The following is a 25,024-nucleotide window of genomic DNA, read 5'->3' on the forward strand; positions in this document are numbered from 1 at the left end:
GGGAAGGTCGGCATTCGCGCGTGAGGAGAAACACTAGAAGAAAGCTATTCAGTGTACTAAGTTCAACTTGGTCTCCGCCGAGGCTTGCGTATCCATGTGATGGTCTAGGAGAGGGGTTTCACCGTGAACAAAGTTGGCATGTTCTACACCTACTGGTCGACTGAGTGGATGGTCGACTTTCCAGCGACTGCGAAGCGCATTGCGGGGCTCGGCTTCGACTTGATGGAAATCTCGCTCGGCGAGTTTCACAACCTTCCCGACGCGAAGAAGCGTGAGCTAAAAGCCGTGGCTGATGATTTGGGTCTCACGGTGATGTGCTGTATCGGACTGAAGTCTGAATACGACTTCGCGTCGCCGGACAAGAGCGTTCGTGATGCCGGCACGGAATATGTGAAGCGCTTGCTCGACGACTGTCACCTCCTTGGCGCGCCGGTCTTTGCTGGCCTTACGTTCTGCGCGTGGCCCCAATCTCCGCCGCTGGACATGAGGGATAAGCGCCCTTACGTCGACCGCGCAATCGAAGGCGTCCGTCGTGTTATCAAGGTAGCTGAAGACTACGGCATTATTTATGCACTGGAAGTGGTGAACCGATTCGAGCAGTGGCTTTGCAATGACGCCAAGGAAGCGATTGCTTTTGCCGACGCGGTTGACAGTCCGGCGTGCAAGGTCCAGCTCGACACATTCCACATGAATATCGAAGAGACTTCCTTTCGCGATGCAATCCTTGCCTGCAAGGGCAAGATGGGCCATTTCCATTTGGGCGAAGCGAACCGTCTGCCGCCGGGCGAGGGTCGCCTGCCGTGGGATGAGATATTCGGGGCGCTGAAGGAAATCGGATATGACGGCACCATCGTCATGGAACCGTTCATGCGCAAGGGCGGCTCGGTCAGCCGCGCGGTGGGCGTATGGCGGGATATGTCGAACGGTGCGACGGACGAAGAGATGGACGAGCGCGCTCGCCGCTCGCTGCAGTTTGTTCGTGACAAGCTGGCCTGAGGATGGAGTCGGGACCGTTTGTCAGGTGCGTGCATACAAGCGGCTGTTCCGCTCTCATGCAAGCGGGGCGCGACAGGCGGGGACACGACGGGGCTTCTGTCGCTCGCCTCGTTCTTGATTGCTGCGTTCTTGCCGCTCGGGCTCACGCGGCAGTGACCAAATTGGCAAGCTATGTATCAGGCATTGAGTGATGCGGTCATCCTCGATAGGAACTGGCGACAACTTAAGCACGGCAGTCGAAGAGTGTCACGGGGAACGCGGGACGCGTTGTTAGACGCATTGCTGACGTGACCACTGCGATTTATCCGCTCTACCGCGCGGTTGCCACGCTTCGGCTCCAAGACCAACACAAATCCGGGTATGTGTCGGGACCACCCCGACACGTTGGCCGAAAAAGGAGCCCTGTCAGACATCGGCCCATCGACGTTTACGTTGATAAACAATAGGTTGTGTTTCGATGTTCGATGGCCCGACCGTTGGCACAGAACATGACTAAAGGATACTGAGCGCGGCTTCAACCCGCTCAAACACAGTCCCGGCGCTTGGTGCCACAACTATTCTCGATGGGTGAACCGAAATGAGCACGCTGACCATTGTTGACCTCTGCCAGAAAAACGAACTGTCGCGTACAGAGATGGCCCGCGTAGTCGGCGGGCACGACATAGAGAAGGAGAAGGCGCTCGTTGAGGCCTATCGTGTTATCGCTTCGATAAACGCTTTAGAAAATGCGCCGGACCCCGCTCCGCCTCATGTGGGCATGAAGCTCTAGGCCGACCGGCAGCCGAAGCAAGTGGCAAGTATGGAGGATTCTGACCTCGGTTGAGGACTAAGAGTGCAGAATTCTCCGGTCGCTGCCGGCCGCATCACGTCGCCTTCTATGCAGCCACGCTCCCAAAACGATGGTGAAGGCTGGCAACGCTTTCAACGCATAGCACGATGGCAGTGGCCGCGTTGCCGCATGCCCTTTGGAATTAACTGCACTATGCGGCAAGCCTGTGCTCATAGTAGGCCCGGTCCCTGTCGTCGAGAAGCGCATACAGCGCGGCAAGGTTTGATGCGCCCGGATTCAGCCACGCTTCAATATTTTCGTCATTCATTGGGACGATACACCGGTCATGTCCCGCAGATTGAACAACAGGCGGCGGCTCGTCGGTTATTGCCGCGAACGACAGCAATTGATGGCGTCGTCAAGATCGGTGGTCGAGTACTGGTTGATGCTGCTTGTCGTGGCTTTACCACCAACAGTTCGTCGATCTGAGCCTGATGCCGCAAGTTGGCCTAAGGGCGTTCCGACCCCGCCGAAGCGCTCATGAATTCGCATATATAGGGCGGCGGTCGTCTATGTGAAATAGACCTGTGGCGAGGCACCTTTGACAGCCTTCAATACGTTCGGAATGCAAAACATTCCTCGCTCGCATAAGTAACAAAAAAGGCGACGCTCAACTGATCAACAGGCGCGTCGACTTTGCGCACCTCAGTTGCGTATTGCGCCATTGTGCGAGTCCATCGAAGGCGTTGCAACGCGGCGTTTCACGACCAGCGGACGTTGCGACATAAATCACTCCGCACGGTCGCCTTCGGCAGAGATCGTCGAGCGATTTCTTTCGTGCCTTCGCAGATTCTGTGGCAAGTGACCGCTTCATACGGCTCGACTTCATCCACGACGCGTTATGAAGTCGCCCAAACCCCTAGGGGATTTCCTTAAAGGATCGCCCGCATCGAGCGCGCGGCGCTTCCCTGACAGGAACTGCCCGATATCGCACCGGACGAGCCCGATATATCGTGCGTGCCTTGCCGGATGAGACCGGCTATTCAGACGAAAGAACCAACAGGTAACCATCATGGCACTCATCAGGTCGGGCACTCAAGAAGTCAAAGAGGCTTCCTCCCATCATTCCCAGACAGTTCAACGCGAAGCAGAGCAGCAGCGCAAGAAAGCGCGCACCCTGGCCAAGCAGCAACAGGCGTCGGAACGAATCGCGGCAGCGACCGCGCAGCTGTCGGCAGGCATTACGGAAGCGTCGTCCGCAGCGGAAGAGTTGAAGCGGGCCTCCGATCAGATCGCCAATGGCGCCGAAGAAGCAGCCGGCGCGGCGCAGCAGTCGCTGACGGCTGTGAGAGAAATGTCGGAAGCGATCACGGTGCAGCGCAACGCCAGTTCCGAAGCACAGACACGCGCCGAGGCGATGCAGGTGCTCGCCGGCAGTCTGAACAACGAAGTGACGAACATGGTGGCGAACGTAAGCGTAGCCGCCAAGCGGCAGGAAAGTTCCGTCGCGATGGTCGCCGAACTTGAAAAGCAAGCCGCGAACATTGGCGACATCGTGAAGGCCGTCGCCAGAATCGCCGACCAGACGAACCTGCTCGCGCTGAACGCCGCTATCGAGGCGGCTCGAGCGGGCAAGCACGGTAAAGGCTTCGCCGTCGTTGCCGACGAAGTCCGCACGCTTGCCGAAACTTCCGAGAAAAGTGCTCGCGAAATCCAGGACCTGGTCGGCCGCATTCGGGAAGAAGTGCGCGTCATCTCGGACGGAATCAACGAGTCCGCAAAGACTGTTCAAGGCGAGGTCGAGAAGGGCAAGGACATCGTGACGCAACTCGATCGCATTCGTACCGATTGCAAGGACGTCGTCGATGGAGCGCGGGAAATCCTGACGGCAGCGGAACAGTCGAACCGCGCATCCGAGGCCGCGCTTCGCGGCGCTGAATCGATCGCCGCCGCCGCGGAAGAGCAGGCGTCGGCGTGCGAGGAGTCAGGCAAGACGGTGGCTGAGCAAACGCAAGCCCTCGGTCAATGTGAACAGGCTGCGCAAACGCTGAGCGATCTCGCCGACGAACTGAAGGTCAGCACCGACATCTCGAAGAGCGCGGAAGACGTCGCGTCGTCGGCAGAGGAACTGTCCTCGGCCGTGCAGGAGATCAACCGCGCCGCATCGCAGATCATGGTCGCGCTGGAGCAGATTCGCGGCGGCGCGCAGACCCAGTCGGTCGCGACACAGGAGTCCGCTGTTGCCATCGCGCAGATCGAAAGGGCCATGGAAATCGCCGACAACCGCTCGCGTATGGCGCTCGGCAAAGCCACGGCGATCAAGGAACTGACGGCGGACAACCAGCAAAACGTCGAGGGAATGGCCAAGGGCATCAGCGCATCGGTAGAGGCGACGCGTCGCAGTCTGTCGCAAGTGAAGGACCTGGAACAGGTCAGCCGTCGCATCGACAAGATCGTCGACGCCATTACGTCCGTGTCGATCCAGACGAACATGCTTGCCGTCAACGGTTCCATCGAAGCTGCGCGCGCCGGCGAATTCGGCAAGGGTTTCGTCGTCGTGGCCACCGACATCCGCAACCTCGCCCACGATTCCGCAGAGAACGCGGAGCGAATCAAGGACATGGTGAAGGGCGTGCAGGACCACATCGCCATTGTCGGCCGGGACCTGGGCGAGATCGCGACGGCCGCGCTCGCTGAAGTAGATAAGACGAGGTCGATCACGGCCAACCTCGCGACGATGGCCAACGATGTCACCGTGCTGGAGCGCGGGAGCACCGAAACGGCGGCTGCCTCCACGCAGATCGCCGCGGCGATCGTGCAGATCAAGACGGGCGTCGACCGCATCTCGGGCGCGGCGGAAGAAGCACAGCAAGCCTCTGCACAGGCAGCCGCCGCTGCGCGCCAGCAGTCGCAGGGCGCCGAAGAGCTTGCTGCCGCGATCGAAGAAATCGCGTCGCTCGCGGACGAGCTCCAGGCATAAGGCTGCGAAATGGACCACTTTCATGAAGAGCGGACGGAAGCCGTGTCGACGGCGGACGTCACGCGTGAAGATCGGCAGTTCGTCACGTTCGTGATCGGCAGCGAGCACTTCGGCGTGGCGATGTCGCCGGTGCAGGAAATTATCCGCGTGCCCGACGTGGTGCGCGTGCCGCTCGCCCCTCGCAATCTCGAAGGTCTCGCAAACTTGCGCGGACGCGTGTTGCCGATCGTCAATCTGCGAAGCGTCTTCGGCATGCAGCCGCGCGAGAACGACGATGCCACCCGCGCCGTCGTCATCAACCTCGGCACGCCGCTGGGTTTCGTTGTCGATCGCGTGGCGAGCGTCGTCAGCGTCGAAGCGACGCAGATCGAGAGCGCCGACTCCATCTCGTCGACGGTCCGCACGGACTTGCTGACGGGCGTCGTCAATCGCGGCGGCGGCGAGCCGATGATCCTCGTGCTCGACTTCGAGCGTCTGATCAGCCGCGAGTTCGCGGACGTCGAGCGCCGCCACACGGCCGCGTCGTACACCGAGCACAGCCCGGCTGCGTACAGCGACGAAGCCGAGACGGATGCAGACGAGCTGCAGATGGTGAGCTTCACGGTCGACGGGCAGGAATACGGCATCGCGATCAGCAGTGTGCAGGAAATCGTTCAGGTGCCCGAGCGCGTCACGAGCGTGCCTAACGCAAAAGCGCATGTGATCGGCGTCATGTCGCTGCGCAATCGCCTGCTGCCGCTGGTGAGCCTTCGGCGTTTGTTCTCTCTGCCCGAGCGGTCGCTGAACGACGCGCAGCGGATCGTCGTGGTGTCGACGTCGGTCGGCGACAGACAGGCTTGCGTCGGAGTCGTGATGGATGCCGTCAACGAAGTGCTGCGCGTGGCCAAGGAAAATGTCGAGCCGGTTCCGTCCGTGCTCGCTCAGGCCGGGAACATGGCGGAGATCGAGTCGATTTGTCGGCTCGACGACGGGCGCCGGATCGTATCCGTGCTGTCGCCGGAGCGGCTGTTCGACGGCGCGCGCGACGGCGCCGCGCTCGACATTGCATTGATGGAGCAAACAGATATGGACGCAAGTGTCGCGAACACAGCCGAACTCGACGACGAAATGCAGATGGTCGTGTTTCGGCTCGCCGACGAGGAGTACGGCGTGCCGATCGAATCGGTTCAGGAGATCGTTCGCGTGCCAGGCACGCTGACCGCGGTGCCGAAGGCGCCCGCGTTCGTCGAAGGTGTCATCAACCTGCGCGGCGCAGTGTTGCCGGTCGTTGACCAGCGCATCCGCTTCGGATTGAAGACGATCGAGAGAAACGACCGTCAGCGCATCATGGTGTTCGTCATTGGCGGCGCTCGCACAGGCTTTATCGTCGACTCCGTCGCGGAGGTGCTCAAGGTGCCAACGCGTTACATCGAAGACTCTCCGCGTTTGTCGGATGCGCAACGACGGCTCGTCGGACGCGTCGCGAACCTGGAGAAAACGGGCAGACTTATCCAGCTCGTCGATCCCGACCAGTTACTCGATGAGTCCGAGAGCACCATGCTCGACGCGGTGGCAGCGTAAACGGGTGGACCGATGCGGGTATTAGTGGTCGACGATTCAGCCCTGATGCGCAAGCACCTTGGTTCGGTGTTGCAAGGCCACGAGCTGGCAATGGCGAGAAACGGCCGCGAGGCGCTGGAGCTTGTCGAGACGTTCTGTCCCGACGTGATCACGCTCGATATCAACATGCCTGAGATGGATGGGCTCACGACGTTGAGCATGATCATGATCAAGCGGCCTACACCGGTTGTGATGGTGTCGTCCCTGACGGAGCGCGGTGCGCTCGCCACGCTTGAAGCCCTCAATCTCGGCGCGGTCGACTTCGTTGCGAAGCCAGGCGGCTCGATCTCGGTCAATCTCATCAACGTGGCGGACGAGATTCGCGCGAAGGTGGAAGCGGCGGGTGCGGCGCGGCTGAGGCGGCGAGGAACCTCCGGCGTCGCGGCACGCCCGAGCGATGCCCCGGCGGCGAGCGTCCGACGCGAGCCGGCGGCCGTGCGAACGAGTGTGTCCATCGACTTCGCGGCGCCCGGCGGGCCTTCGCTCGTCCTCGTCGGCGTGTCGACAGGCGGGCCGCGCACGCTCGAAGACGTGCTGCCGAAGCTGCCCGCTGATTTCGCAGGGGCCGTGATCGTTGCGCAACACATGCCTTCGAACTTCACCGGCCCGCTAGCCGAGCGAATGAACAAGGTCAGCGCCCTCGATGTCGCGGAGCTTCAGCGTCCGACGCCGCTGAAGCCCGGAACGGTGCTCATTGCGCGCGGCGGTGCGGATGTCGTCGTCTCGCGACGTGGCAAGGAGCTGTATGCGATTCCCTGCCCAGCGTCGGAACAGCATGCGTGGCATCCGTCGGTCGAGCGTCTCGTTCAAAGCGCGAAAGAATGCTGCAACCCGGAACAGTTGACCTGTGTGATGTTGACGGGCATGGGCAACGACGGCGCGCAGGCGATGACGGAAGTGAAAGAAGCGGGCGGCCGGACCATCGCGGAGAGCGAGTCGACGGCTGTGGTGTTCGGGATGCCGGCAGATCTGATCAGGCGGCGTGGCGCCAGTGTCGTGCTGCCCTCCGATGAGATTGCAGACCAGCTTGTGGGCTGGGTTGGACAGGTGAAGGAAGAACAAGATGGGTTTGATAAGGCATAACCATGAGGCGCTGCACGTCTCCTCGCCGCAGCCCTGCGACGCGGTGTCCGCAGCGGGTGCACCGTCGGACGGGACGCAGCTTGCTGCGTCGCTTCTCGACGAGTGGCGTGGCGAGCAGGATGTGAACAAGTGCGAAGCGCTGATTGCAGCCATCGCGGCGTCGCAGGATGCAGCGAGGACGGACGCATTGATGCGCATCGTCGAAGAAGGCGATGCGGCCTCGCGCAACTTCGCCGTCCTGGCGTGGCAAGGCTTGCCGGCGCATGAGGTCCTGCGCGGCGCTTCGTTGCTGGAATCGGCCCATGCCGACGCACGCGTGTTGGCGCTGTCCGTGTTGCAGGCTGCGCCGGGCCGCGACGTCGAGCCGTTGCTGATCGGACTGTTGTCCACCGAGGCGGACGCCAATGTCTGCGCGGCGGCGGTCGAGCTGGTCGCCGAATGCGGCACGCGTGCTGCGTCGCCGGCCTTGCTCGCGGCGCGCGAGCGTTTCGCCGGGAACGAGTTTGTCGCGTTTGCGATTGATCAGGCACTGCGGCAGACGGGCGCCGGTAATGAATGACGGGGCTGCAATGAGTACACCCACGGCAGGCGCGCATATCTCCGGCGATGACTTCCGCAAGTTTCGTGAGTTCTTCTATCGAAGGACAGGCATCTACTTCGACGACTCGAAGCGGTACTTCGTCGACAAGCGCATTACCGAACGAATGGAACTCACGGGCAGCGACTGCTTTCGCGATTACTTCATGCTTCTTCGCTACGAAGCGGATGCGGCGGAAATGCAGGCGCTCGTGAACGTGATGACGGTGAACGAAACGTACTTCATGCGCGAGGACTACCAGTTTCGCTGCATGACGGCTTCGATGCTGCCGGAGATCGTGAAGACGAATCCGCCCGGAAGACGTCTGCGCATCTGGTCGATGCCGAGTTCGTCCGGTGAAGAGCCGTATTCGATCGCGATCCATCTGATCGAGTCGTGGCCGGGGCTGGCAGAGCATGACGTCGAAATCGTGGCGTCGGACATCGACACGCGGATGCTGGAGCATGCACGCGCCGGCATCTATGGCCGACGCGCGGTGCAGAACCTGTCGCCCGCACTGCTCGAACGCTATTTCACACGCCTGTCGGCGGGCGAGTATCAGGTTTGCCAGTCGTTGCGAGAAAGCGTCCGCTTCACGCGCGTCAATCTGAACGATCCGCGCGATACAGCGAGCTACAAGGACTTCGACATTGTCTTTTGCCGCAACCTGCTGATCTATTTCGACGATACGTCGCGGGCGAGCGCCGCGCAGACCATATTTCGTGCGTTGAGACCGGGCGGCTTCATTTGTCTCGGGCATTCCGAGTCGATGGCGCGCATGTCGACATTATTCACGGTGCGCCGGTTCGCCGACGCAATCGTTTATCAAAGACCGTTGGTGTAGCCGAGCATGAAGATTCTAGTTGTAGATGATTCCGCCACCGTGCGGATGTTTTACCGGTCCGCGCTAGCAGCGTTTCCGACCGGCATCGACGAAGCGCCGGACGGCGAAAAGGCGCTCGCGATGGCGCTGACGCAGGACTACGGGCTGTATATCGTCGATGTCAACATGTCGAACATGGATGGACTGACGTTCGTGCGTGCCTTGCGCGCGCGTCACGACGTGATGCAGTCGCCCGTCATCATGATCAGCACTCAGTCGAGAGAGCAGGACGCGACGCTCGCCTGGCAGGCCGGCGCGAACCTATATCTGAAGAAGCCTGTAGCCAAAGAGACGTTGCAGTACTACGTGAGCGCGATGACCTCGCGCCGTGCAAAGGATGAACAGTGAGCTCAGTGCTTGAACAATTTATCGCGGAGAGCCGGGAACTGATCGAAGCGGCCGGCGACCTGCTGCTCGAACTGGAGCGCAATCCAACGGACATGCAGCGCCTCGATGCGCTGTTCCGTGCCGTGCATACGATCAAGGGCAATAGCGGCCTGTTCGACCTGCCTGCATTCACACGTCTCGTGCACTCGCTCGAAGACCGCCTGGACGCTGCGCGCCAGGGTTCCGCGCTGCTTGGGCGCGAACTGATCGACGCGAGCCTGGAAGCGTGCGATCACATGTCGCGGATGATCGACGAAGTGGAGTCGGAAGGGGATATCTCGGCGGACGCGGCCGCCCTAGCGACGGCAATGCTTACCCGTTTTCGCGACAGTGAAGCAACGAGCCAAGCAGGAGCCATCACACCCGTACCGTACGAGATCGACCGGGAAGATTCGTCCGTCGCCGATACCTGGCTTGTCACCTACCGGCCGAAAGCCGATGCGTTTTTCTGCGGCGAAGATCCTTTGTATCTCGTGCAGTCCTTGCCGGGGCTTGCACATGTCGAGATGGAATGCGTCGGCGAAGAGGCGCTCGGCGATGAATATGACGTCTTCCGGGCAAACGCGGCTTTCAAAGCGCTATGCCACGCGCAGCGCGATGCGCTCGACGAGTGCTTCCGTTACGTGCCGGATGAAGTGGACCTGCGACGCGTTCCCAGAGTCGATCTCGATGCCGCCGAGCGGCAGCGTCTTTCGACCCTGCTGTGCAGTCAACGTGAAGCGGCGAAGTTTGCGCAGCCCGGATCGGGCGTTCCCGCGAGCGTCGCGACGGTGCTGACGAATGTCGCCGAACGTTTGCAGGTGCCGGTTCGCGGCTTTTACGCTGACCGGCCGGCGCATGTACTTCCGCTTATCGAGTTGTTGCTGCTGATCGTGGACGCAAACGGCGAACAGCAGAAACGCGCGGGCACGCCGGCGCCGTCCACGCTTGCCAGAACTCCGACCACTGACACGTCGGCGGCGCGAGCGGAGAACCGCTATCTGAAGATCGACCGCGCACGCGTGGATCGTCTGATGGAACTGATCGGCGAGATGATCGTCGCCAAGAACGGCTTGCCGTATGTGGCTCGCCGCGTGGAAGCGGGCGGCACGCCGCGCGACCTGGCGCGCGAGGTCATGCATCAATATGCGTCCGTCAGCCGGATCGCGGACGAGATGCAGGACGCCGTGATGCGCATGCGGATGATTCCATTCTCGAGCGCACTCCAACGGTTCCCACGGCTCGTGCGCGACATCGCGTTGCGGCTCGGCAAGGAGGTGGAACTCGTCATCAAGGGCGAAGAGACGGAAGCCGACAAGACGATCATCGAAGGCATCGGCGATCCGCTGCTGCACATCGTGCGCAATAGTCTCGATCACGGCTTCGAGTTGCCGCAGGAACGCGTGGACGCCGGTAAGGCTCGTCGTGGCACGCTGACCATCGACGCGCATCAGGAAGGCGACAAGGTGGTGGTCGTCGTGACCGACGACGGCAAAGGCATCGATACGGCGCGTGTTCTCGCAAAGGCCGTCGAGAAGGGCCTGGTGAGTCCGGCAGATGCGGAGTCCATGAGCCATCGGGATGCGCTGCAGATCATCTTCCGCCCCGGGTTTTCGACGGCGGAACAGGTTTCCGACTTGTCCGGCCGCGGCGTGGGCATGGACGTCGTGATGCGCTCCATCGAACAGTTACGCGGGACCGTCGATATCGACAGTACGCCGGGCGAGGGCACGGTCATCCGCATTGCGCTGCCGCTCAGCATCGCCGTGAGTCACGTCATGGTCACACGCTGTGCCGGCCAACTCTACGGCATACCGATGGATACGGTGGTGGAAACCGTGCGCATTGCGCAAAGCGACATTCAACGCATTCGCGAGCATCGTGCGGCCGTGCTGCGCGGGCGCATCGTGCCGCTCTTCGATCTGGCTTCGGTGCTGCAGATCGACGACCGGCCGCGAGCCGGCGCCGCAACCGAAGAGGCGGAGCTGACGGCATTGATCGTGCGGACGCGCAACGGCATCGCCGGGCTGGTGGTGGATGGTTTCGAAGGTTCGATGGACGTCATCCTCAAACCGATGGACGGCGTGCTCGCTTCGCTGCGCGGCTACGCGGGCACCGCTTTGCTCGGCAATGGCGCCGTTCTGCTAATCATGAATCTCGAGGATCTTTTCTAATGGCGCTGATTTTTGAAGCCGACCGCGTGACGTTCGATGGCCATTGCGCGATCGACGAAGCGGAGGCGCTGCTCGCGTGGGTGCGGGATGCCGATACGCGCGGCCTGCATCCGCTGTTCGACTTGTCGAAATCCACGCATGTCCACACTGCGCTCGTGCAGCTCGTCATGCGTGCTACCGGCCGGGTATCGACTCCCGAGACGGGATTGCTATCACTTTGTCTGCGCAGCGTTCAGGCGCGCGGATCAATCGAAGGGAAATGAAGATGAAGAAAATACTGCTTGTCGACGATTCGGCAACGATGCTGTTGAGCTTGCGCCAGACGCTGGAAATGTCCGGCTTCAACGTCAGCACCGCGACGGACGGCGAGAATGGTCTCTCCGTGCTCGCGGCCGGCAGCAAGCCGGATCTGATCATCACCGATATCAACATGCCGAAACTGGACGGCCTCGGCTTCATTCAGGCCGTACGCAAGCAGCCGGCGTACCGGTTCACGCCGCTGCTCGTTCTGACTACGGAATCGCAGCAGGCGCGGCGTGACGAAGCGAAGCGGCTCGGCGCAACCGGCTGGCTCGTCAAACCCGTGGCGGCGGCGGATCTCGTGCGCGTCGTCAAACAAGTCGTTCCGGGTGCATGACATGTGGCTCATCGGCAATGGACACGCCCTGCGGACCAGGGCGGCGGATTCTCTGGAGCGGCTTGCCAAAGCGCTTCGTGACGGTGCGCCGTCGTCGCTGCATCAGGAGCTCGACAGTTTCGAGAAAGTGTCGGCGATTCTTTGCGGCCAGCTCGAAACGGTCACGCGTCAGTCGGAAGATGCCGCGAATTGCATCGCTACGCGAATGAGCGAGATAACGCGGCATGCATCCAATGTCGCGACGGCCACGGAATCGTCGGCCACGCGTTCGCGCCACCTGTGCGAATCAGGGCAGGACACGTTACGGGAAAGCGACGAGTCGCTGGAGCAGCTGCTCACGATCTGCAAGGAGCGAAAGCAACAAGGCGAAGCGGACCGCGTGCGCGCGGCCACGGTCGCGACCAACGCCGGAGCACTGAGGCCGCTCGTGCAGGACATTGCCACGATCGCGCGGCAAACTAACCTCGTCGCACTCAACGCGGCGATCGAGGCGGCACGTGCGGGGAAGGTCGGCGCAGGCTTCTCGGTGGTGGCACGCGAGGTGCGACAGCTGGCGGCGCAGACCGCCGCGGTCGCCGAGACCGTAGGCGAACGAATCAACACGCTCGTCAGGACGATCGAGCGCGAACTCGTGCACGAACTGAATGCACGCGACCATGAACACGAGTGCAGGGAGCTGGACCGCGTGGCAGAGTTGCTCGGGGCATTGAAGGGACATTACGTGATGTCGACAGCCGCGCTTGCCGAGTTGACGGAAAACGTCGAAGGGAGCTCGGGCCGCATGCGTGAGGAGATCTGCGAAACGCTGTCGGCGCTGCAGTTTCAGGACATTACCCGGCAGCGCATAGAACAGGTGACGGTCGAACTCGCGCATATGTCGCAATTTGCGCAGTCGTTGCAGAGCACGCTGCGCGGTGAGGACGAGCAGCCGGCCGTTTCCATCGCCGAGCGTCTCCGAACGCTCGATGGGCGCTATGTCATGTCGGACCAGTTGCGCGTGCATCGCGAAGTGCTCGGCAAGCAGGAAGAGGGCGAAACGGCCGGCGCCGCTATCGAGCTCTTCTAGGCAGCCGCGCGCTTCGCGCGCCGCGGCGCCCCTTGACGGTCAGGCGGCGATGAGCTGGTTCTTGACCGCATACAGGGTGAGCCCGGCGACATCGCGAATGCCGAGCCGCTGCATCAGCTGCAGACGATGAGTTTCAATCGTCTTGACGCTCAGCTCCAGTGACCATGCGATCTCCTTGGTGGACTGCCCTTGCGCGATCATTGTCAGGATCTGCAATTGCCGAGGCGTCAGTTCGGCGACAGGCCGGGCGGACCGTGTTGGCACGATCGGCTCGGGCGGCCGCGGGACGAGCCGGTCCGACAAGTCGACGCTCTCGCCTTGCGCGAGCATCTGAGTAACAACCATTCCAGAGATGGCCGGACTGAGATACGACTGTCCCAGCATCACTGCGCGCAGCGCAATCTCGAGCTCGACGGCTGCTGCGTCCTTGACGAGATAACCATTGGCGCCTGCTTTGAGCGCACTCAGCACGAAGTCCGGCGTTGCGTGCATCGAAAGCACGACCTTTCTCACATCGCTTTTGCGCTCGCGCAACTGCAACAGCAGGTCCAGACCGCTTTTTCCCGGAAGCGAGATGTCGGTGACTAGCATGGCCGGCGCGTGCTCGTCGATGAGCGTCAGTGCCTCTTCGGCCGTGCCTGTTTCAGCCACCACCGCAAAGCCGTCGATTTCGTCGATGAGCGCGCGAATGCCCGCGCGAATAAGCTGATGGTCGTCGACGAGCATGACCTTCACCACAATATGCTTTTTGCTCATTACTGCATTAATGGAAAAACGGCGCTGACCTGGGTACCGGTAGATGGCTTGCTGACGATATCGAGTTCACCGCCCGCGAGCATCGCTCGTTCGCGCATTCCGGTAAGGCCTACACTGCGGGCGCTGCGCAGGGCATGCGGGTCGAAGCCTTCCCCGTCGTCCGTTATTTGCACGTGCAGGTGGCCGTCGTAACAGCGGATCTCAACGAGCGCGGCCGTCGCGTGCGCGTGCCGCAGGATGTTCGTGATGCTCTCCTGAACGATGCGAAACGCTGCCATCTCGATACCAGGCGAAGGACGGGAGGCGAACTCGTCGGAGAGCAACGTCACGTCGGGTCCATGATCGGCGAACAACGTACTGAGTTGCCAACGAACAGCGGCGACCAGCCCCAGCTGATCGAGTTGAGGCGGGCGTAGCATGGCCGACAGATCGCGCACTTCCTTTAACGCGCGGTCCGCTATCGTGAGCAGCCTGTCGCAGCGTTCGCCGAGGTCGCCGTCGACGCGGTTGCGCAGGGACTGGCTATGAATCTTGATGGCCGTCAGCAGTTGACCTACTTCGTCGTGAAGCTCGCGCGCGAGCGCGGCCTTTTCCGTTTCCTGCACATCGATCAGCCGCTTGGACAGCGCCTTCAGGCTCGTGTTTGCGGTCTGCAGCTGTTCGCGCATGTGGACCGCATCGGTCATGTCGCGAAACACCAGTTGCTTGCGCAACCCGTCCTGGCCGCGCAGGGGAATGACGGCTGCTTCGACCTCGATCGTCGAACCATCGGCGCGTATGAGTTGTGCCGGCTCGAAGCCGGGGTCGATACTGCGGCCCGCCCTGAGCGCGGCGAATTTCATTTCGATCGACTCGCGCGCCGGCTGCGCGATATGGGCGAGCAACGGCAACGCCCGCACATCGCGTGCAGACTGGTAACCGAGAATCGATGTTGCATGGACATTGTTGTACTCGACGCGGTTGTCACGGCCGATCAGCACGCCGACGGGAAGCATTTCGACGAGTCGGCGGTATTCAGCTTCCTGCTGCTGGCGAATCAATTCCGCCTCCCGGCGACGCGTGACGTTCTCGATCGTTCCGACCACCCGTTTGCGCGTGTCGTTGGGACCTGTGTAGCATCGTCCGCCCTTGACGTCCAGATGGAGCGAACGGCCGCGCTTGAGTGCGACGGTTACGCTCATGTCTATCGGCGAACCTGTCTCTTCGGAAGCTCGCACAGCCTTCTCCAACTGAATGGCCTGAAGTGGCCGCAAATAGCGATGCAGGCCGGCAAGCGGAATGCTGGGAGGCGAGTCCGTCCACGCCCTGGTCGCATTAGTCCACACAATGTCCTCACCGGCTGCGTCGAGCTCCCAGCTTATGAGGCCGGACAGACGTGTGGCTTCCGAGAGGCTCTTGCGCTGATCGTGTGCGTCGTCGATTGCCTGCCGCGCATCCGCGAGTGGCATGATTTGGGCGGCCGTCCATCCGCCCTTGCGGCAGACGAGCGCCAATGAATGTGCTTCGACAATGTCCAGACTGTCGGAAGCCGTGCAACGGTCAAGGCAATAAGTGCACAGGCACAGGATCTTTGCGTTAGCGAGACTGCTGTTCAAACTCTCTTCGTACCTTGCAAAGTCGCTCCATCTTGAACTGTCGAGCCACGCCGTGTCGCCGGTGACCCTGACGCCGTCGAAACCGCGCTGAAGGGCCGCCTTTTCGTAGTCAAGCCACTGCTGAACCACACGTGGTCCATCGAAAGCGCTATTGCCGCCATACCATTCGTGCGCTGGCCGGATGTCCAGTTGACCGGCGTCGACCTTCTCGGCAAGCTCCGGCGCTACGTCCAGAAGTCCCCGGCGGGACGTTTCAACGGTGTTTGCGTCCGTAGTGATCCATAGGCATTGCTCGTTATTCCTAAGCCCGGCCGCGAAGTAGGGCGTCAATATGGTGAGGAGGTCGGCCGGTTTCTTGTAGAACTGGCAGAAGTGCGTTCCCCAACCGGCCGGGCCGATTGCTGGGACCCCAGTGTCGCGGGAGGCCGACGGACGGCGCGTTTCATACAACATCTGGATAAGCACGACGTGATAGGTAAAGATTGCCGCTGCGCAGTGCAGTGATTAGTATTTTTCATACTTTAAGGGATGGGCTGTCTGGTCAAACCAGCGAAATAGAGTGAAGACCGCCCCTTTATCAAACGTTTGCTAGCGGAGATGTCGGTCGACGGGACACGCGCACACATAGTGTCGCGGTGGTGATCGGTAAATGTTGCGCATGAAGTTATACGCTTTTTCGACTTGTCGCCTATTGCCCGTTTGCCCACCAGCCTGCCGAAAGCACTGAACGGCTGCGGCGGTGCTCGCCGCGAGCGACGCAGTCGGCTGTCTCGCTTTGAACTCTGCGAGGCGCGCTGGCTGCTACGCTCATCCGTGATAAATCGTATGGCCGGGAAAATTCGCGCATCGACATCGTGATGATCCCGGTGGTGTTCATCGCCCGCGCTCCTGAAACGCTTGGCTGGCAATGAACCAACGTCAAAAGACGACATTTCCATCTGGCGGAAACGCGACATTTGAACTTGGCCAAATGCGGGCATTTCTATCTGCCCATGACAAAGTGCATATGTGCTAATTAACATTATGTCAATCGGAGAACGCCTCGGCGCAATTCGGTTTTGCCGGGTATGTTCCCTTGCTCACGCTGATTCACTTCCAGGTTGGCAATCAAAATTCTCAACTGTCGTTGCGACTCCTTTCAGCTTCATGCTGGAAGGTCCGGCTCGCGTAAAAAGCCCGCATGCAGCGATCCAGATTGCGTGCACTTGCGACCCGCAGCAGCCGTTGTCTCCTCGATAGCGAAGAGCTACGGTGGTCGTTTGCAAGCCGGTGATACGATGCATCCCGACGGCCATCCGATCCTCTCGACGTACCTCCGCTTAATCCAACCCGAGGATAATCGCCGACAGCATCGAACTTCTACACATCAGTGGTTCGGCCCATCGCTAGAAGACGCTCCGCCATTCGGATATTCGCGTAGTCGACCAGTTTGCCGTCAACCTGTACCGCTCCACGCCCTTCTTTCTCCGCTTCAGTCAGCGCGGCGATGACGCGTCGAGCATTCTGCAGTTCGTCGTCGCTCGGAACAAATGCGCCATGCGTCGCATCGATCTGGCAAGGGTGAATAACCTGTTTGCCGTCATACCCGAGTGTTGCCGCCTTGATCGCCAACGCGGAGGTCAACGCAGCGTCACGGAACGCCCCGCAAGGTCCATCGATCGCTCTAAGCCGGTGAGCCCGCGCTGCAACCAGAATGCGCATCATCGGATACGCCCACATATCGAGCGCCGAACTTGTGCAATCCCCTTGCTGCGAGCGGGACGTCAGCTGATACGCCGGATGCGAGAGCCCGATGTCGATTCCTTTTGCCCCAATAGATGCTGAAAAGTCGCCTACGCCGAAGTGCAGCGAATCGATTAATGGCGAGTGCCCCGCAATCTGTTCACAGTTCACGAGTCCGAGAGCCGTTTCTATCATGACTTCGAGACCGACTGGCCTCGATCGATGTTGGCCGTACTTGCCAAGCATGTCGACCACGCTATCGATGTCGGCTGTCCGCTCGACCTTCGGAACGAGAAGCGTATCGAGCCGCGGCGCGAACGTCGACAACCGTGCGATTTCCGTTTCAATCGTCCCGCAGCCGGGTACGTTGACGCGAACACTCACCGTCTTTTTGCCCCAATCGAGCTCGTTGATCGCTTCGATGGCGCCGGTGAGAGCGGCCTCTTTCTGATCTTGCGGAACGGCATCCTCCAGATCGAGAAAGACCGCATCGGCAGCACTACGAGCAGCTGATTCGACCATGCGCCGGTGATTCGCCGGCACCGCAAGAAAGGTTCGGGTTACACGCATGGAAAATGGATCCTGTAACGGTTCGGGGGTACATCAAGCGATGCGCAGGCGGGACGGATGCAATCCCAGTTCTCCGAGAATTTCGTCGTTGTGCTCTCCCACGTCAGGTACGCTTTTCATTGCAGGCGAAATTCCGTCAACAATGATCGGGGGCAGAAATACCTCCAGCGGGCCCTTAGGGCTACCGATCGACGTCATCCGTCCACGTTCGTGCAATTGTGGATGCGCGAGGAATTCTTCGACCGTGTTCATGCGTCCATTAGCGATTGCCGCTCGCTCGAGAAGATCGCTCAGCTCGCCGCTTGTCGATTTAGCGAAGCTGTCGTTGATCAACGCCTCGAGTGCCTCCCGATTTCGCACGCGATCCGGATTCGTCGCGAAGCGCGGATCGGTTCGCACCTTCGGGTCTCGTAGCACCTTTTCGCAAAAGCTACGCCATTCCCTTTCGTTCTGAATGCCGAAGAAAATGGTCTTTCCGTCGCCCGCGGTAAAGGGACCATATGGCGCGATCGTCGCGTGGCGGGCACCTGAGCGTTGGACCGCCTTTCCGCTGTCGCGCGTGTAATACGCCGGGTAGCTCATCCATTCCGTCATGGCGTCGAACAATGAAACTTCAAATGCAGTTCCCTTGCCTGTGCGTTCGCGGTGATAGAGCGCAAGCAGAATTCCATTCAGCGCGTACATGCCAGTCGCGATATCGACAATGGATAAACCGCACTTCGCCTGCTCATCAGGCGTTCCATTGATCGACAAGAACCCGGTTTCGCACTGAACCAAAAGATCGTAGGCTTTCTTTTGCGCGTATGGTCCTGTCGATCCGTAACCCGAAATATCACAGGCGATGAGGCGCGGATAGCGCTCGACGAGATTCTTCGCATCGAGACCGAGCCGCTTCGCCGCGCCCGGCGCGAGATTTTGAATAAACACGTCGGCGCGCGGCAACAACTCGTCTAGCACCTCCTGTCCGAAATCCGATTTGACGTCGAGCGCAAGGCTCTCTTTTGAACGGTTCGCCCAAACAAATTGACTCGACATACCGTGCATCGCCGTGTCGTATCCCCGAGCAAAATCTCCGTCGCCGGGTCTTTCGATCTTGATGACGCGTGCACCCCAATCAGCAAGATGTCGACTGGCGAGCGGAGCAGCGATCGCCTGCTCTAGCGATACCACGGTGATGTTTTCCAGAGGAAGTTTCATTTCCGGCGTTTTCTCGAGTTGGTTGACGACGGTGTAACGGGGAGCTTGTTTGCTCGCGCCCCTCTCCTGGAAACAGTTTCCCGCAGGCAAAGCGGTATGTGAACCATCGAGTTTCGAAAGCCGCGTTCACAAAAGAAGAATTGCGTGTGCGTTGTTATCACAGTTCCGACCGGGGACCAATCCAATGCTCGCGTCGTATCAGGCCACGCGGTTCGCGGTGCATTGCTCCAGAAAGCTCTCTACGTTCGCGGAAACAGCAAGTGCAAGCGCTTCGACCGTGGAAGCGCTTGCCCAGGCGACATGAGGTGTCAGTAAGAGGTTGTCAGGTCGACAAGTGACAAAACGATGCTTTTCGTGCGGTGGCTCGACCTGCAACACGTCTAGCGCCGCGCCAGCGATGACTTGACTGAGCAGTGCCGCTTCGAGCGCCCGTTCATCGACGAGCGCTCCTCGCGCGGTGTTGATGAGCACTGCGGTGCGACGCATCATCGAAAGCTCGCGTTCGCCAATCAGACCCTGCGTGTCAGGCGACAAAGGACAGTGCAGTGAAATCACATCGCTTGTTGCAAGTACATCTTCAAATGCGGTATAGCCGGGCCGAACTTCGGTTCTGCCTTTGCGCTCGCTCTGCAGTACTCGCATACCCAGCGCGATCGCTATCCTCATGACCTCCTTGCCTATTGCGCCCGAACCGATCAGGCCGAGTGTGGCCCCACGGACCTCGCTGATGGGCGCGCCGTGAACACAAAATACACGAGATGCAGTCCAAGCGGACGACGACGCCAATTGGCTATAAGAAAGCATTTGCCTTCGCAGCATGAAGATGCAGGCAATGACATGCTCGGCCACACTCGAAGCAGCGTAGGCCGGCACATTCGAGACCTGAACGCCGTGTTCTCGGCAATAGGCTACGTCCACACTGTCGTAGCCGCTTGCCGCAACACAGATGTACTTGAGCCGAGGAAGTTGACGCAGCGTATCCGCACGCAATGGCACCTTGTTCGTGATCGCGATATCAGCATCGGCAAGCGCCTCGACAAGCTCATGTTCGCGGGTAGTTTCTCGCTCGGTCCAGCGGTCGGCAGCGCGGGGGCGCGGTACGCGCACGGGCAGCGTCGCGCTGTCGAGAAAGACGATATGGCTCATGTCAGTGGATATCTCCCACGTTCGTTTCTGCCTTCCGCCTCTGGCGTCGGGCCCGGATATGAACGTTGCAAATGGCGGACGAAATTTTGCGCCGAGCGCGGCAACGCGTCGAAGTCGCGATAGCCGATCAGACTTTCCAGCTTCGTCCATTCATCGGTGAAAGGGACGACCTTGTAGCCGAAGCTCTCATCTGGCGTGCCCACGGTCACGTCCGACATGACGGCAATGCCGATCCCCGAACGCACCATGGTGCGCATCGCATCGAAGCTCGTGACCTGCAGACGGATGCGCAACTTGCGCTGAAGGTCTGCCGCGTACGACTGCATCATCCGGAAGATCAAGCTGCCCTCGTGGAAAGCGATCAGATCGTAGTCGAGCGTCTCGGCAAACGAGACCTCACTGCGCTCCGCCAGCGGGTGCTGCAAGGGCACCACGGCGACAAGGTTCGAGCGTCTGAACGGTTGCACGACGAGCCCGGCTGTCGAAACGCCCGACCAGAAGGTACCCAGATCCGCGATGCCGTCGCGTAACGCGCGAACGATGAACGGGGTGCTCCACTCTTCCAGATGAACGTCGATCTGCGGATAGGCTTCCAGAAACGTGCGAATGACCGGACCGAGGAAACCGACGATCGCAGTGCTATTGGCGAACACGCGAACTTCGCCCTTCGAGCCGTCACCGTATTCGCTCATCTGCGCGCGCATGCGGGCCATCACCAGCATCATGTCCTTCGCGTGCGTAACGAGCTCCAGTCCAGCGGGCGTCGGCCGCACGCCCATGTTGCGGCGTTCGAGCAATTGCACGCCGAGCACGTCCTCGAGATCGCTGATCCGCTTACTGACCGCGGACGTTGCAATAAAGTGACGTTCGGCCGCTCGCGCGAGATTTCGCTCCTCGATCACCGTCAGAAATATTTTTAGCGTAACGAGGTCGATCCGCATGCAGGGTCCTCAATGCGTCGGCGATGCGACAATCGCGCGCGCAGCCTTGGCTTCGATGATCAAGCGCCGCGCACGCAACTGGACGCTCTAGCCGTGGTTAAGAGTAATTGTCTTCAGGGTGGTGAAGCTCAATAGACCCTCCATCCCCTTCTCGCGGCCATAGCCGCTTTGCTTGACGCCGCCGAATGGCAACTCGATGCCCCCGCCCGCGCCATAGCAGTTGACGAAAACCTGGCCTCCATGAAATGCGTGAGCCAGTCTCATTTGACGGCCGCCGTCACGCGTCCAGATTCCTGCGACAAGCCCGAAGGCGGTGTCGTTGGCGAGATGAACCGCTTCGGCTTCGTCTGCAAACGGCATCGCAACCAGTACGGGCCCGAACACTTCGTCCTGGGCCAACGTATGCGTGTGCGGTACGTCGCGCAGGAGGACAGGCGGCTGAAAGTAGCCGCCTCGTGCGGCATCCGGCGCAAGTTTTCCGGTCGCGGCGAAGCGGATGTCGTCGGCCTCTGCCCTCGCAAGAAAGGTCTTTACCCGATCCAGCTGGGCCGCGTTTATCAGAGGTCCGCAGTCGTAATCCCCCTCTGCGGGGCCCGCTGTCACAGCCTCGAAGCTCTGCGCGAGTCGTTGCACAAGCTCCTCATAAAGCGACGCCTGCACCAGCAATCGGCTGCCGGCGGAACAGGTCTGGCCGCTGTTTTGCACGATCGCGTTTCGAATGACCGGCAATGCGGCTTCGAGATCGACGTCGTCGAAGACGATCTGCGGGGATTTGCCGCCAAGTTCGAGGGTCACCGGGCAGTGATGTCGAGCCGCAGCCTGCGCGACGGCTGTACCGGTGGCCGGCGAGCCCGTGAAGGAAATATGCGCAATGCCCGGATGTTCAGCGAGCGCGGCGCCGGCCTCCCGGCCATAACCTGTCACGATGTTCAGCACGCCCGCGGGCAAACCCGCTTCGGCTGCCAGCTCGGCCAGCTTGAGATACGAAAGGCACGCATCTTCGGCTGGCTTCACCACACATGCGTTGCCCGCCGCGAGCGAAGCGGCGACACTGCGGCCGAACATTGCCGCTGGATAGTTCCAGGGAATGATATGCCCGGTAACACCATGCGGTTCGCGGACGGCTAGCACGGTATGCCCGTGCAGGAAAGGAATGGTCTCCCCGTGCAGCTTGTCGCAGGCGCCAGCATAAAATTCCAGGTAGCGAGCGCATACGGTGATGTCAGCCGCAGCTTGCTTGAGTGGCTTGCCCGTGTCCTCCGATTCAATTCGCGTGAGCGACTCGTGATTGTCGAGGATGAGTCGACCGAGTCGCGCGAGAATGCGGCCGCGCTCGACCGGACCGGTACGCCGCCAGGTCGTATCGAACGCTTTGCGCGCTGCGCGGACTGCAGCATCGATGTCAGCCGCATTGCCCCGCGCGGTGCGAGTGAATTCAAGACCGGTGGACGGGTTGACCACCGCTATCGTCTCGCCATTCGAAGGAGCTGACCACTGATTGGCGATGAAGTGTTGGGCTGTCACGGTTAGATCCCCTGTACCGATGTTTCGCGTTCTTCACGGCGTTGGCCGGCGCACAGGATGCCATCATCGCTTTCGATGGGAAGAGGTGCCCAGTTGGTAGAACGCACGAAATCGCCGCGAGGTTTCTCGACGTCATGTGGACGGTTGGCAACCCGGTTGTAAGTGATGTACGCCTGCCAACGGTTTTCCGCCGACATGTTCACGCCAGAGCCGTGAATAGTGAGGCAATGAAACAGCACCAGTGTGCCCGCTCTGCCGACGATCGGCACGGGCGCATCGGAGGTCTCCAGAATCTCCTTGATGCGTTCGCGCTGCACCGCACGTTGAGGCAGCTGGTATGCGGCCTGGCTATCGTCATAGTAGTGCTCCACGAGACCCAGTTTATGGCTGCCCGGGATCATGTACAGCGAGCCGTGAATTTCCTGCGTGTCGCTGAGCATCACCATGGCTGTCAGCATGTCGTTCTCAGGGTAACCATCGTGTACCCAGTAGCCGAAGTCCTGATGCCAGAGCCAGCCCGTCCCCTCGAGCGCCGACTTGGTGTTCACCTTCGTGTGAGCGATATACACCTCCTCGCTGTCGAGCGCCTGCATCACGGGGCGCAGCAAACGTGGCGTCCGCGTCAATGCCCGATACTGCGGCGAGGCCACGGGACCGTCTTCTTCGTGTACCCGAAAGATGGAGCGAATCGCGCCCGTGCGTTCGCGAAAGATCGAGTCCGCCTCAACGGTGCTCAGGCGTTCGGTGTCCCGCCTCAGCGCTTGCACTTCTTCCCTGCTGTAGCAATCAGGAATTACGATAAATCCGTCACGGTGGTAATCCGCAATCTGTCCTTTTGTCAGTTCCATTTCGTCTCCTTGTTTAACTGGACCAGCCTACGAAGCCAGTCTAAAACAGCGAACGCTCTCTCTGATTGTCCAATCGCGATGACGGCGTTGCCGAGTTGAGAATGGCCCGGTCATCTCCTGCTCTTGCATACTTGCCGTGCGCACTGGATCGGAGTTGCTTATGGCAAGTGGCGCGAACAGAAGCGTAGTGAGAGAGCCGCCAAACTTATTATGGAGCGAGACATGTCAATCAACCCTACGGCCGCCATGCCTTACGCGGAAGCACCGCTAGACGAGCGCCGCGTCTATTCAAAGGTGTCGTGGCGACTCATCCCCTTTCTGCTCATGTGCTATACGGCCGGATACCTCGATCGGGTGAACGTCGGTTTCGCAAAATTGCAAATGCTCGATCAGCTGAAGTTCAGCGAGACGGTCTACGGGCTTGGGGCGGGCATCTTCTTTATCGGCTACGTCATCTTTGAAGTCCCAAGCAACATCGCGATGCACAAGGTGGGCGCCAGGCTCTGGATTGCGCGGATCATGATCACGTGGGGGCTTATTTCGGCGGCGATGGTATTCGTCAAAACGCCGACCGCGTTTTACGTGATGCGGTTCCTTCTAGGGGTCGCGGAAGCCGGGTTTCTGCCTGGCATCCTGCTGTATCTGACGTACTGGTATCCGCCGTCGCGGCGTGGAAGCATCATCGCACTCTTCCTCGGAGGAATCCCGCTTGCCGGTATGCTCGGCGGTCCCCTGTCTGGCTGGATCATGCAAGCGTTTTCCAGTATGGATGGATGGTCCGGATGGCAAATGATGTTTCTGCTCGAAGCGCTTCCGTCAGTGCTGCTCGGCATCGCAGTATTTTTTATATTGGGCAACGATGTCCGCTCCGCTAAATGGCTGACTGAATCCGAGAAGGATTTGCTCGAGGCGAATCTCCAGCTTGAAACTCCGGACGCTCAGGTACATTCGCTGCGCGGCGCTTTCACCGAACTGCGCACCTGGATCTTGTGCGTGATGTATGCCTTTATCCTGATGGGTGAGTATGGCGTTCTTTTCTGGATGCCAACCATCATCAAGGATACCGGCGTTTCCGATCCACTTCAGGTCGGCTTGCTTACGGCCATTCCCTATACCGCGACCGTCATTGCAATGTTCCTCGTCGGGCGGCACTCGGACCGGACGCGAGAGCGCCGGTGGCATCTCGCCTTGCCCGGAGTTGTTGCCGCAGTGGGCCTTGGGCTCGCCGCGATGTACCCGCACAGCACCGTTATGGCCGTAGTCGGCTTGACGATCGGCACAATGGGCGTCCTCGCTGTCGTATCGCAGTTCTGGACCCTGCCTCCGGCTCTGCTGGGTGGCATCGCGGCCGCTGCGGGCATCGCGCTCGTCAACTCGGTCGGAAACCTTGCCGGCTTCGTCAGCCCCTACATGCTTGGGTGGATCAAGCAAAGCACCGGCACGACGAGCATCGGACTTTACATACTCGCCGCAAGCATGCTCGTCGGAAGCCTGATGGTTTTCTGGTTTCCCTCGCGCCTGGTTAATCGTTAGCACTGTCTGTTGTTGGGGCGCGTGCTCGACGGTGATGAGCCAACGGTCTTCCGCTCGGCACT

General features: G+C 60.5%; 21 protein-coding genes and 2 pseudogenes. 13 read left to right on the forward strand and 10 right to left on the reverse strand.

Annotated elements, in window-relative coordinates; translation table 11 throughout:
* The first annotated feature begins 138 nt into the window (after positions 1 to 138).
* A complete protein-coding gene (locus BG57_RS12155; RefSeq protein ID WP_035963344.1) occupies positions 139 to 996 on the forward strand; it encodes a D-psicose 3-epimerase in 858 nt (285 codons plus the stop codon).
* A gap of 577 nt (positions 997 to 1,573) precedes the next feature.
* Positions 1,574 to 1,765, forward strand: a complete 192-nt coding sequence (locus BG57_RS12160; RefSeq protein ID WP_035963345.1) for a hypothetical protein — start codon at positions 1,574 to 1,576, stop codon at positions 1,763 to 1,765.
* 211 nt (positions 1,766 to 1,976) lie between these two features.
* Here BG57_RS12160 and BG57_RS33745 read toward each other — a convergent pair.
* Positions 1,977 to 2,171 (reverse strand): annotated as a pseudogene (locus tag BG57_RS33745) (SOS response-associated peptidase family protein); the annotation flags it as partial.
* A gap of 666 nt (positions 2,172 to 2,837) precedes the next feature.
* Between BG57_RS33745 and BG57_RS12165 the strand changes: the two are divergent.
* From BG57_RS12165 to BG57_RS12210, 10 genes are read left to right on the forward strand one after another with little or no spacing between them, the layout of a single operon-like run.
* Positions 2,838 to 4,745: a methyl-accepting chemotaxis protein gene (locus BG57_RS12165; RefSeq protein ID WP_035963346.1), complete on the forward strand. Its 1,908-nt coding sequence runs from the start codon at positions 2,838 to 2,840 to the stop codon at positions 4,743 to 4,745.
* 9 nt (positions 4,746 to 4,754) lie between these two features.
* Entirely contained in the window at positions 4,755 to 6,305 is a 1,551-nt protein-coding gene (locus BG57_RS12170) for a chemotaxis protein CheW (RefSeq protein WP_035963348.1), read from the forward strand.
* Positions 6,306 to 6,350: 45 nt separating this feature from the next.
* Positions 6,351 to 7,427, forward strand: a complete 1,077-nt coding sequence (gene cheB, locus BG57_RS12175) for a chemotaxis protein CheB (RefSeq protein ID WP_229754052.1) — start codon at positions 6,351 to 6,353, stop codon at positions 7,425 to 7,427.
* Complete coding sequence (locus BG57_RS12180; RefSeq protein ID WP_152562575.1) at positions 7,408 to 7,986, forward strand: hypothetical protein; 579 nt, start codon at positions 7,408 to 7,410, stop codon at positions 7,984 to 7,986. The genes cheB and BG57_RS12180 overlap by 20 nt, the downstream gene beginning before the upstream one ends.
* A gap of 10 nt (positions 7,987 to 7,996) precedes the next feature.
* Entirely contained in the window at positions 7,997 to 8,848 is an 852-nt protein-coding gene (locus tag BG57_RS12185) for a CheR family methyltransferase (RefSeq protein WP_035963350.1), read from the forward strand.
* A gap of 6 nt (positions 8,849 to 8,854) precedes the next feature.
* On the forward strand, positions 8,855 to 9,235 hold the full coding sequence (locus BG57_RS12190) for a response regulator (RefSeq protein ID WP_035963351.1): 381 nt from the start codon (positions 8,855 to 8,857) through the stop codon (positions 9,233 to 9,235).
* Positions 9,232 to 11,427: a chemotaxis protein CheA gene (locus BG57_RS12195; RefSeq protein WP_035963352.1), complete on the forward strand. Its 2,196-nt coding sequence runs from the start codon at positions 9,232 to 9,234 to the stop codon at positions 11,425 to 11,427. Before BG57_RS12190 ends, BG57_RS12195 begins: the two co-directional genes overlap by 4 nt.
* Complete coding sequence (locus BG57_RS12200) at positions 11,427 to 11,690, forward strand: hypothetical protein (RefSeq protein ID WP_035963353.1); 264 nt, start codon at positions 11,427 to 11,429, stop codon at positions 11,688 to 11,690. Before BG57_RS12195 ends, BG57_RS12200 begins: the two co-directional genes overlap by 1 nt.
* A gap of 2 nt (positions 11,691 to 11,692) precedes the next feature.
* Positions 11,693 to 12,064: a response regulator gene (locus tag BG57_RS12205; RefSeq protein ID WP_035963552.1), complete on the forward strand. Its 372-nt coding sequence runs from the start codon at positions 11,693 to 11,695 to the stop codon at positions 12,062 to 12,064.
* 1 nt (position 12,065) lies between these two features.
* Positions 12,066 to 13,130: a methyl-accepting chemotaxis protein gene (locus BG57_RS12210; protein WP_035963355.1), complete on the forward strand. Its 1,065-nt coding sequence runs from the start codon at positions 12,066 to 12,068 to the stop codon at positions 13,128 to 13,130.
* A gap of 39 nt (positions 13,131 to 13,169) precedes the next feature.
* Here the strand turns inward: BG57_RS12210 and BG57_RS12215 are convergent, their stop codons facing one another.
* From BG57_RS12215 to BG57_RS12250, 9 genes and pseudogenes are all read right to left on the reverse strand, one after another.
* On the reverse strand, positions 13,170 to 13,886 hold the full coding sequence (locus BG57_RS12215; RefSeq protein WP_035963356.1) for a response regulator: 717 nt from the start codon (positions 13,884 to 13,886) through the stop codon (positions 13,170 to 13,172).
* Positions 13,886 to 15,946, reverse strand: coding sequence for an MEDS domain-containing protein (locus BG57_RS12220; RefSeq protein ID WP_160174726.1), 2,061 nt, complete (start codon positions 15,944 to 15,946; stop codon positions 13,886 to 13,888). Before BG57_RS12220 ends, BG57_RS12215 begins: the two co-directional genes overlap by 1 nt.
* A gap of 894 nt (positions 15,947 to 16,840) precedes the next feature.
* Positions 16,841 to 17,773 (reverse strand): HpcH/HpaI aldolase/citrate lyase family protein, encoded by a 933-nt coding sequence (locus tag BG57_RS12225; protein ID WP_035963359.1) that lies wholly within the window; start codon positions 17,771 to 17,773, stop codon positions 16,841 to 16,843.
* A 33-nt stretch (positions 17,774 to 17,806) separates the two neighbouring features.
* The gene (locus BG57_RS12230; RefSeq protein WP_035963360.1) at positions 17,807 to 18,970 is read right to left on the reverse strand and encodes a CaiB/BaiF CoA transferase family protein; all 1,164 of its coding nucleotides are present in this window, start codon (positions 18,968 to 18,970) and stop codon (positions 17,807 to 17,809) included.
* Positions 18,971 to 19,168: 198 nt separating this feature from the next.
* Positions 19,169 to 20,116: a D-2-hydroxyacid dehydrogenase gene (locus BG57_RS12235; protein WP_035963361.1), complete on the reverse strand. Its 948-nt coding sequence runs from the start codon at positions 20,114 to 20,116 to the stop codon at positions 19,169 to 19,171.
* On the reverse strand, positions 20,113 to 20,841 hold the full coding sequence (locus BG57_RS12240) for a LysR substrate-binding domain-containing protein (protein WP_229754054.1): 729 nt from the start codon (positions 20,839 to 20,841) through the stop codon (positions 20,113 to 20,115). Before BG57_RS12240 ends, BG57_RS12235 begins: the two co-directional genes overlap by 4 nt.
* A gap of 39 nt (positions 20,842 to 20,880) precedes the next feature.
* Positions 20,881 to 21,057, reverse strand: a pseudogene (locus tag BG57_RS34305) (helix-turn-helix domain-containing protein); the annotation flags it as partial.
* 87 nt (positions 21,058 to 21,144) lie between these two features.
* A complete protein-coding gene (locus tag BG57_RS12245) occupies positions 21,145 to 22,581 on the reverse strand; it encodes an aldehyde dehydrogenase family protein (RefSeq protein ID WP_035963364.1) in 1,437 nt (478 codons plus the stop codon).
* Between the two features lie 2 nt (positions 22,582 to 22,583).
* On the reverse strand, positions 22,584 to 23,429 hold the full coding sequence (locus tag BG57_RS12250) for a phytanoyl-CoA dioxygenase family protein (protein ID WP_075583122.1): 846 nt from the start codon (positions 23,427 to 23,429) through the stop codon (positions 22,584 to 22,586).
* Positions 23,430 to 23,651: 222 nt separating this feature from the next.
* On the opposite strand from BG57_RS12250, the gene BG57_RS12255 reads away from it, so the two are divergent.
* The gene (locus BG57_RS12255) at positions 23,652 to 24,962 is read left to right on the forward strand and encodes an MFS transporter (RefSeq protein WP_035963365.1); all 1,311 of its coding nucleotides are present in this window, start codon (positions 23,652 to 23,654) and stop codon (positions 24,960 to 24,962) included.
* The last annotated feature ends 62 nt before the right edge of the window (positions 24,963 to 25,024 follow it).

It is taken from the genome of Caballeronia grimmiae (genome assembly GCF_000698555.1).
In the GTDB taxonomy this organism is placed as follows: domain Bacteria; phylum Pseudomonadota; class Gammaproteobacteria; order Burkholderiales; family Burkholderiaceae; genus Caballeronia; species Caballeronia grimmiae.

What these genes read in the sequence shown, in the direction of transcription:
- BG57_RS12240 (WP_229754054.1), bottom strand. Translation starts at nt 20,841, where the DNA reads ATGATGCTGGTGATGGCCCGCATGCGCGCGCAGATGAGCGAATACGGT.
- BG57_RS12185 (WP_035963350.1), top strand. Translation starts at nt 7,997, where the DNA reads ATGAGTACACCCACGGCAGGCGCGCATATCTCCGGCGATGACTTCCGC.
- BG57_RS12205 (WP_035963552.1), top strand. Translation starts at nt 11,693, where the DNA reads ATGAAGAAAATACTGCTTGTCGACGATTCGGCAACGATGCTGTTGAGC.
- BG57_RS12180 (WP_152562575.1), top strand. Translation starts at nt 7,408, where the DNA reads ATGGGTTTGATAAGGCATAACCATGAGGCGCTGCACGTCTCCTCGCCG.
- BG57_RS12235 (WP_035963361.1), bottom strand. Translation starts at nt 20,116, where the DNA reads ATGAGCCATATCGTCTTTCTCGACAGCGCGACGCTGCCCGTGCGCGTA.
- BG57_RS12170 (WP_035963348.1), top strand. Translation starts at nt 4,755, where the DNA reads ATGGACCACTTTCATGAAGAGCGGACGGAAGCCGTGTCGACGGCGGAC.
- BG57_RS12210 (WP_035963355.1), top strand. Translation starts at nt 12,066, where the DNA reads ATGTGGCTCATCGGCAATGGACACGCCCTGCGGACCAGGGCGGCGGAT.
- BG57_RS12215 (WP_035963356.1), bottom strand. Translation starts at nt 13,886, where the DNA reads ATGAGCAAAAAGCATATTGTGGTGAAGGTCATGCTCGTCGACGACCAT.
- BG57_RS12230 (WP_035963360.1), bottom strand. Translation starts at nt 18,970, where the DNA reads ATGAAACTTCCTCTGGAAAACATCACCGTGGTATCGCTAGAGCAGGCG.
- BG57_RS12255 (WP_035963365.1), top strand. Translation starts at nt 23,652, where the DNA reads ATGTCAATCAACCCTACGGCCGCCATGCCTTACGCGGAAGCACCGCTA.
- BG57_RS12165 (WP_035963346.1), top strand. Translation starts at nt 2,838, where the DNA reads ATGGCACTCATCAGGTCGGGCACTCAAGAAGTCAAAGAGGCTTCCTCC.
- BG57_RS12160 (WP_035963345.1), top strand. Translation starts at nt 1,574, where the DNA reads ATGAGCACGCTGACCATTGTTGACCTCTGCCAGAAAAACGAACTGTCG.
- BG57_RS12155 (WP_035963344.1), top strand. Translation starts at nt 139, where the DNA reads ATGTTCTACACCTACTGGTCGACTGAGTGGATGGTCGACTTTCCAGCG.
- BG57_RS12225 (WP_035963359.1), bottom strand. Translation starts at nt 17,773, where the DNA reads ATGCGTGTAACCCGAACCTTTCTTGCGGTGCCGGCGAATCACCGGCGC.
- BG57_RS12250 (WP_075583122.1), bottom strand. Translation starts at nt 23,429, where the DNA reads ATGGAACTGACAAAAGGACAGATTGCGGATTACCACCGTGACGGATTT.
- cheB (WP_229754052.1), top strand. Translation starts at nt 6,351, where the DNA reads ATGCGCAAGCACCTTGGTTCGGTGTTGCAAGGCCACGAGCTGGCAATG.
- BG57_RS12190 (WP_035963351.1), top strand. Translation starts at nt 8,855, where the DNA reads ATGAAGATTCTAGTTGTAGATGATTCCGCCACCGTGCGGATGTTTTAC.
- BG57_RS12200 (WP_035963353.1), top strand. Translation starts at nt 11,427, where the DNA reads ATGGCGCTGATTTTTGAAGCCGACCGCGTGACGTTCGATGGCCATTGC.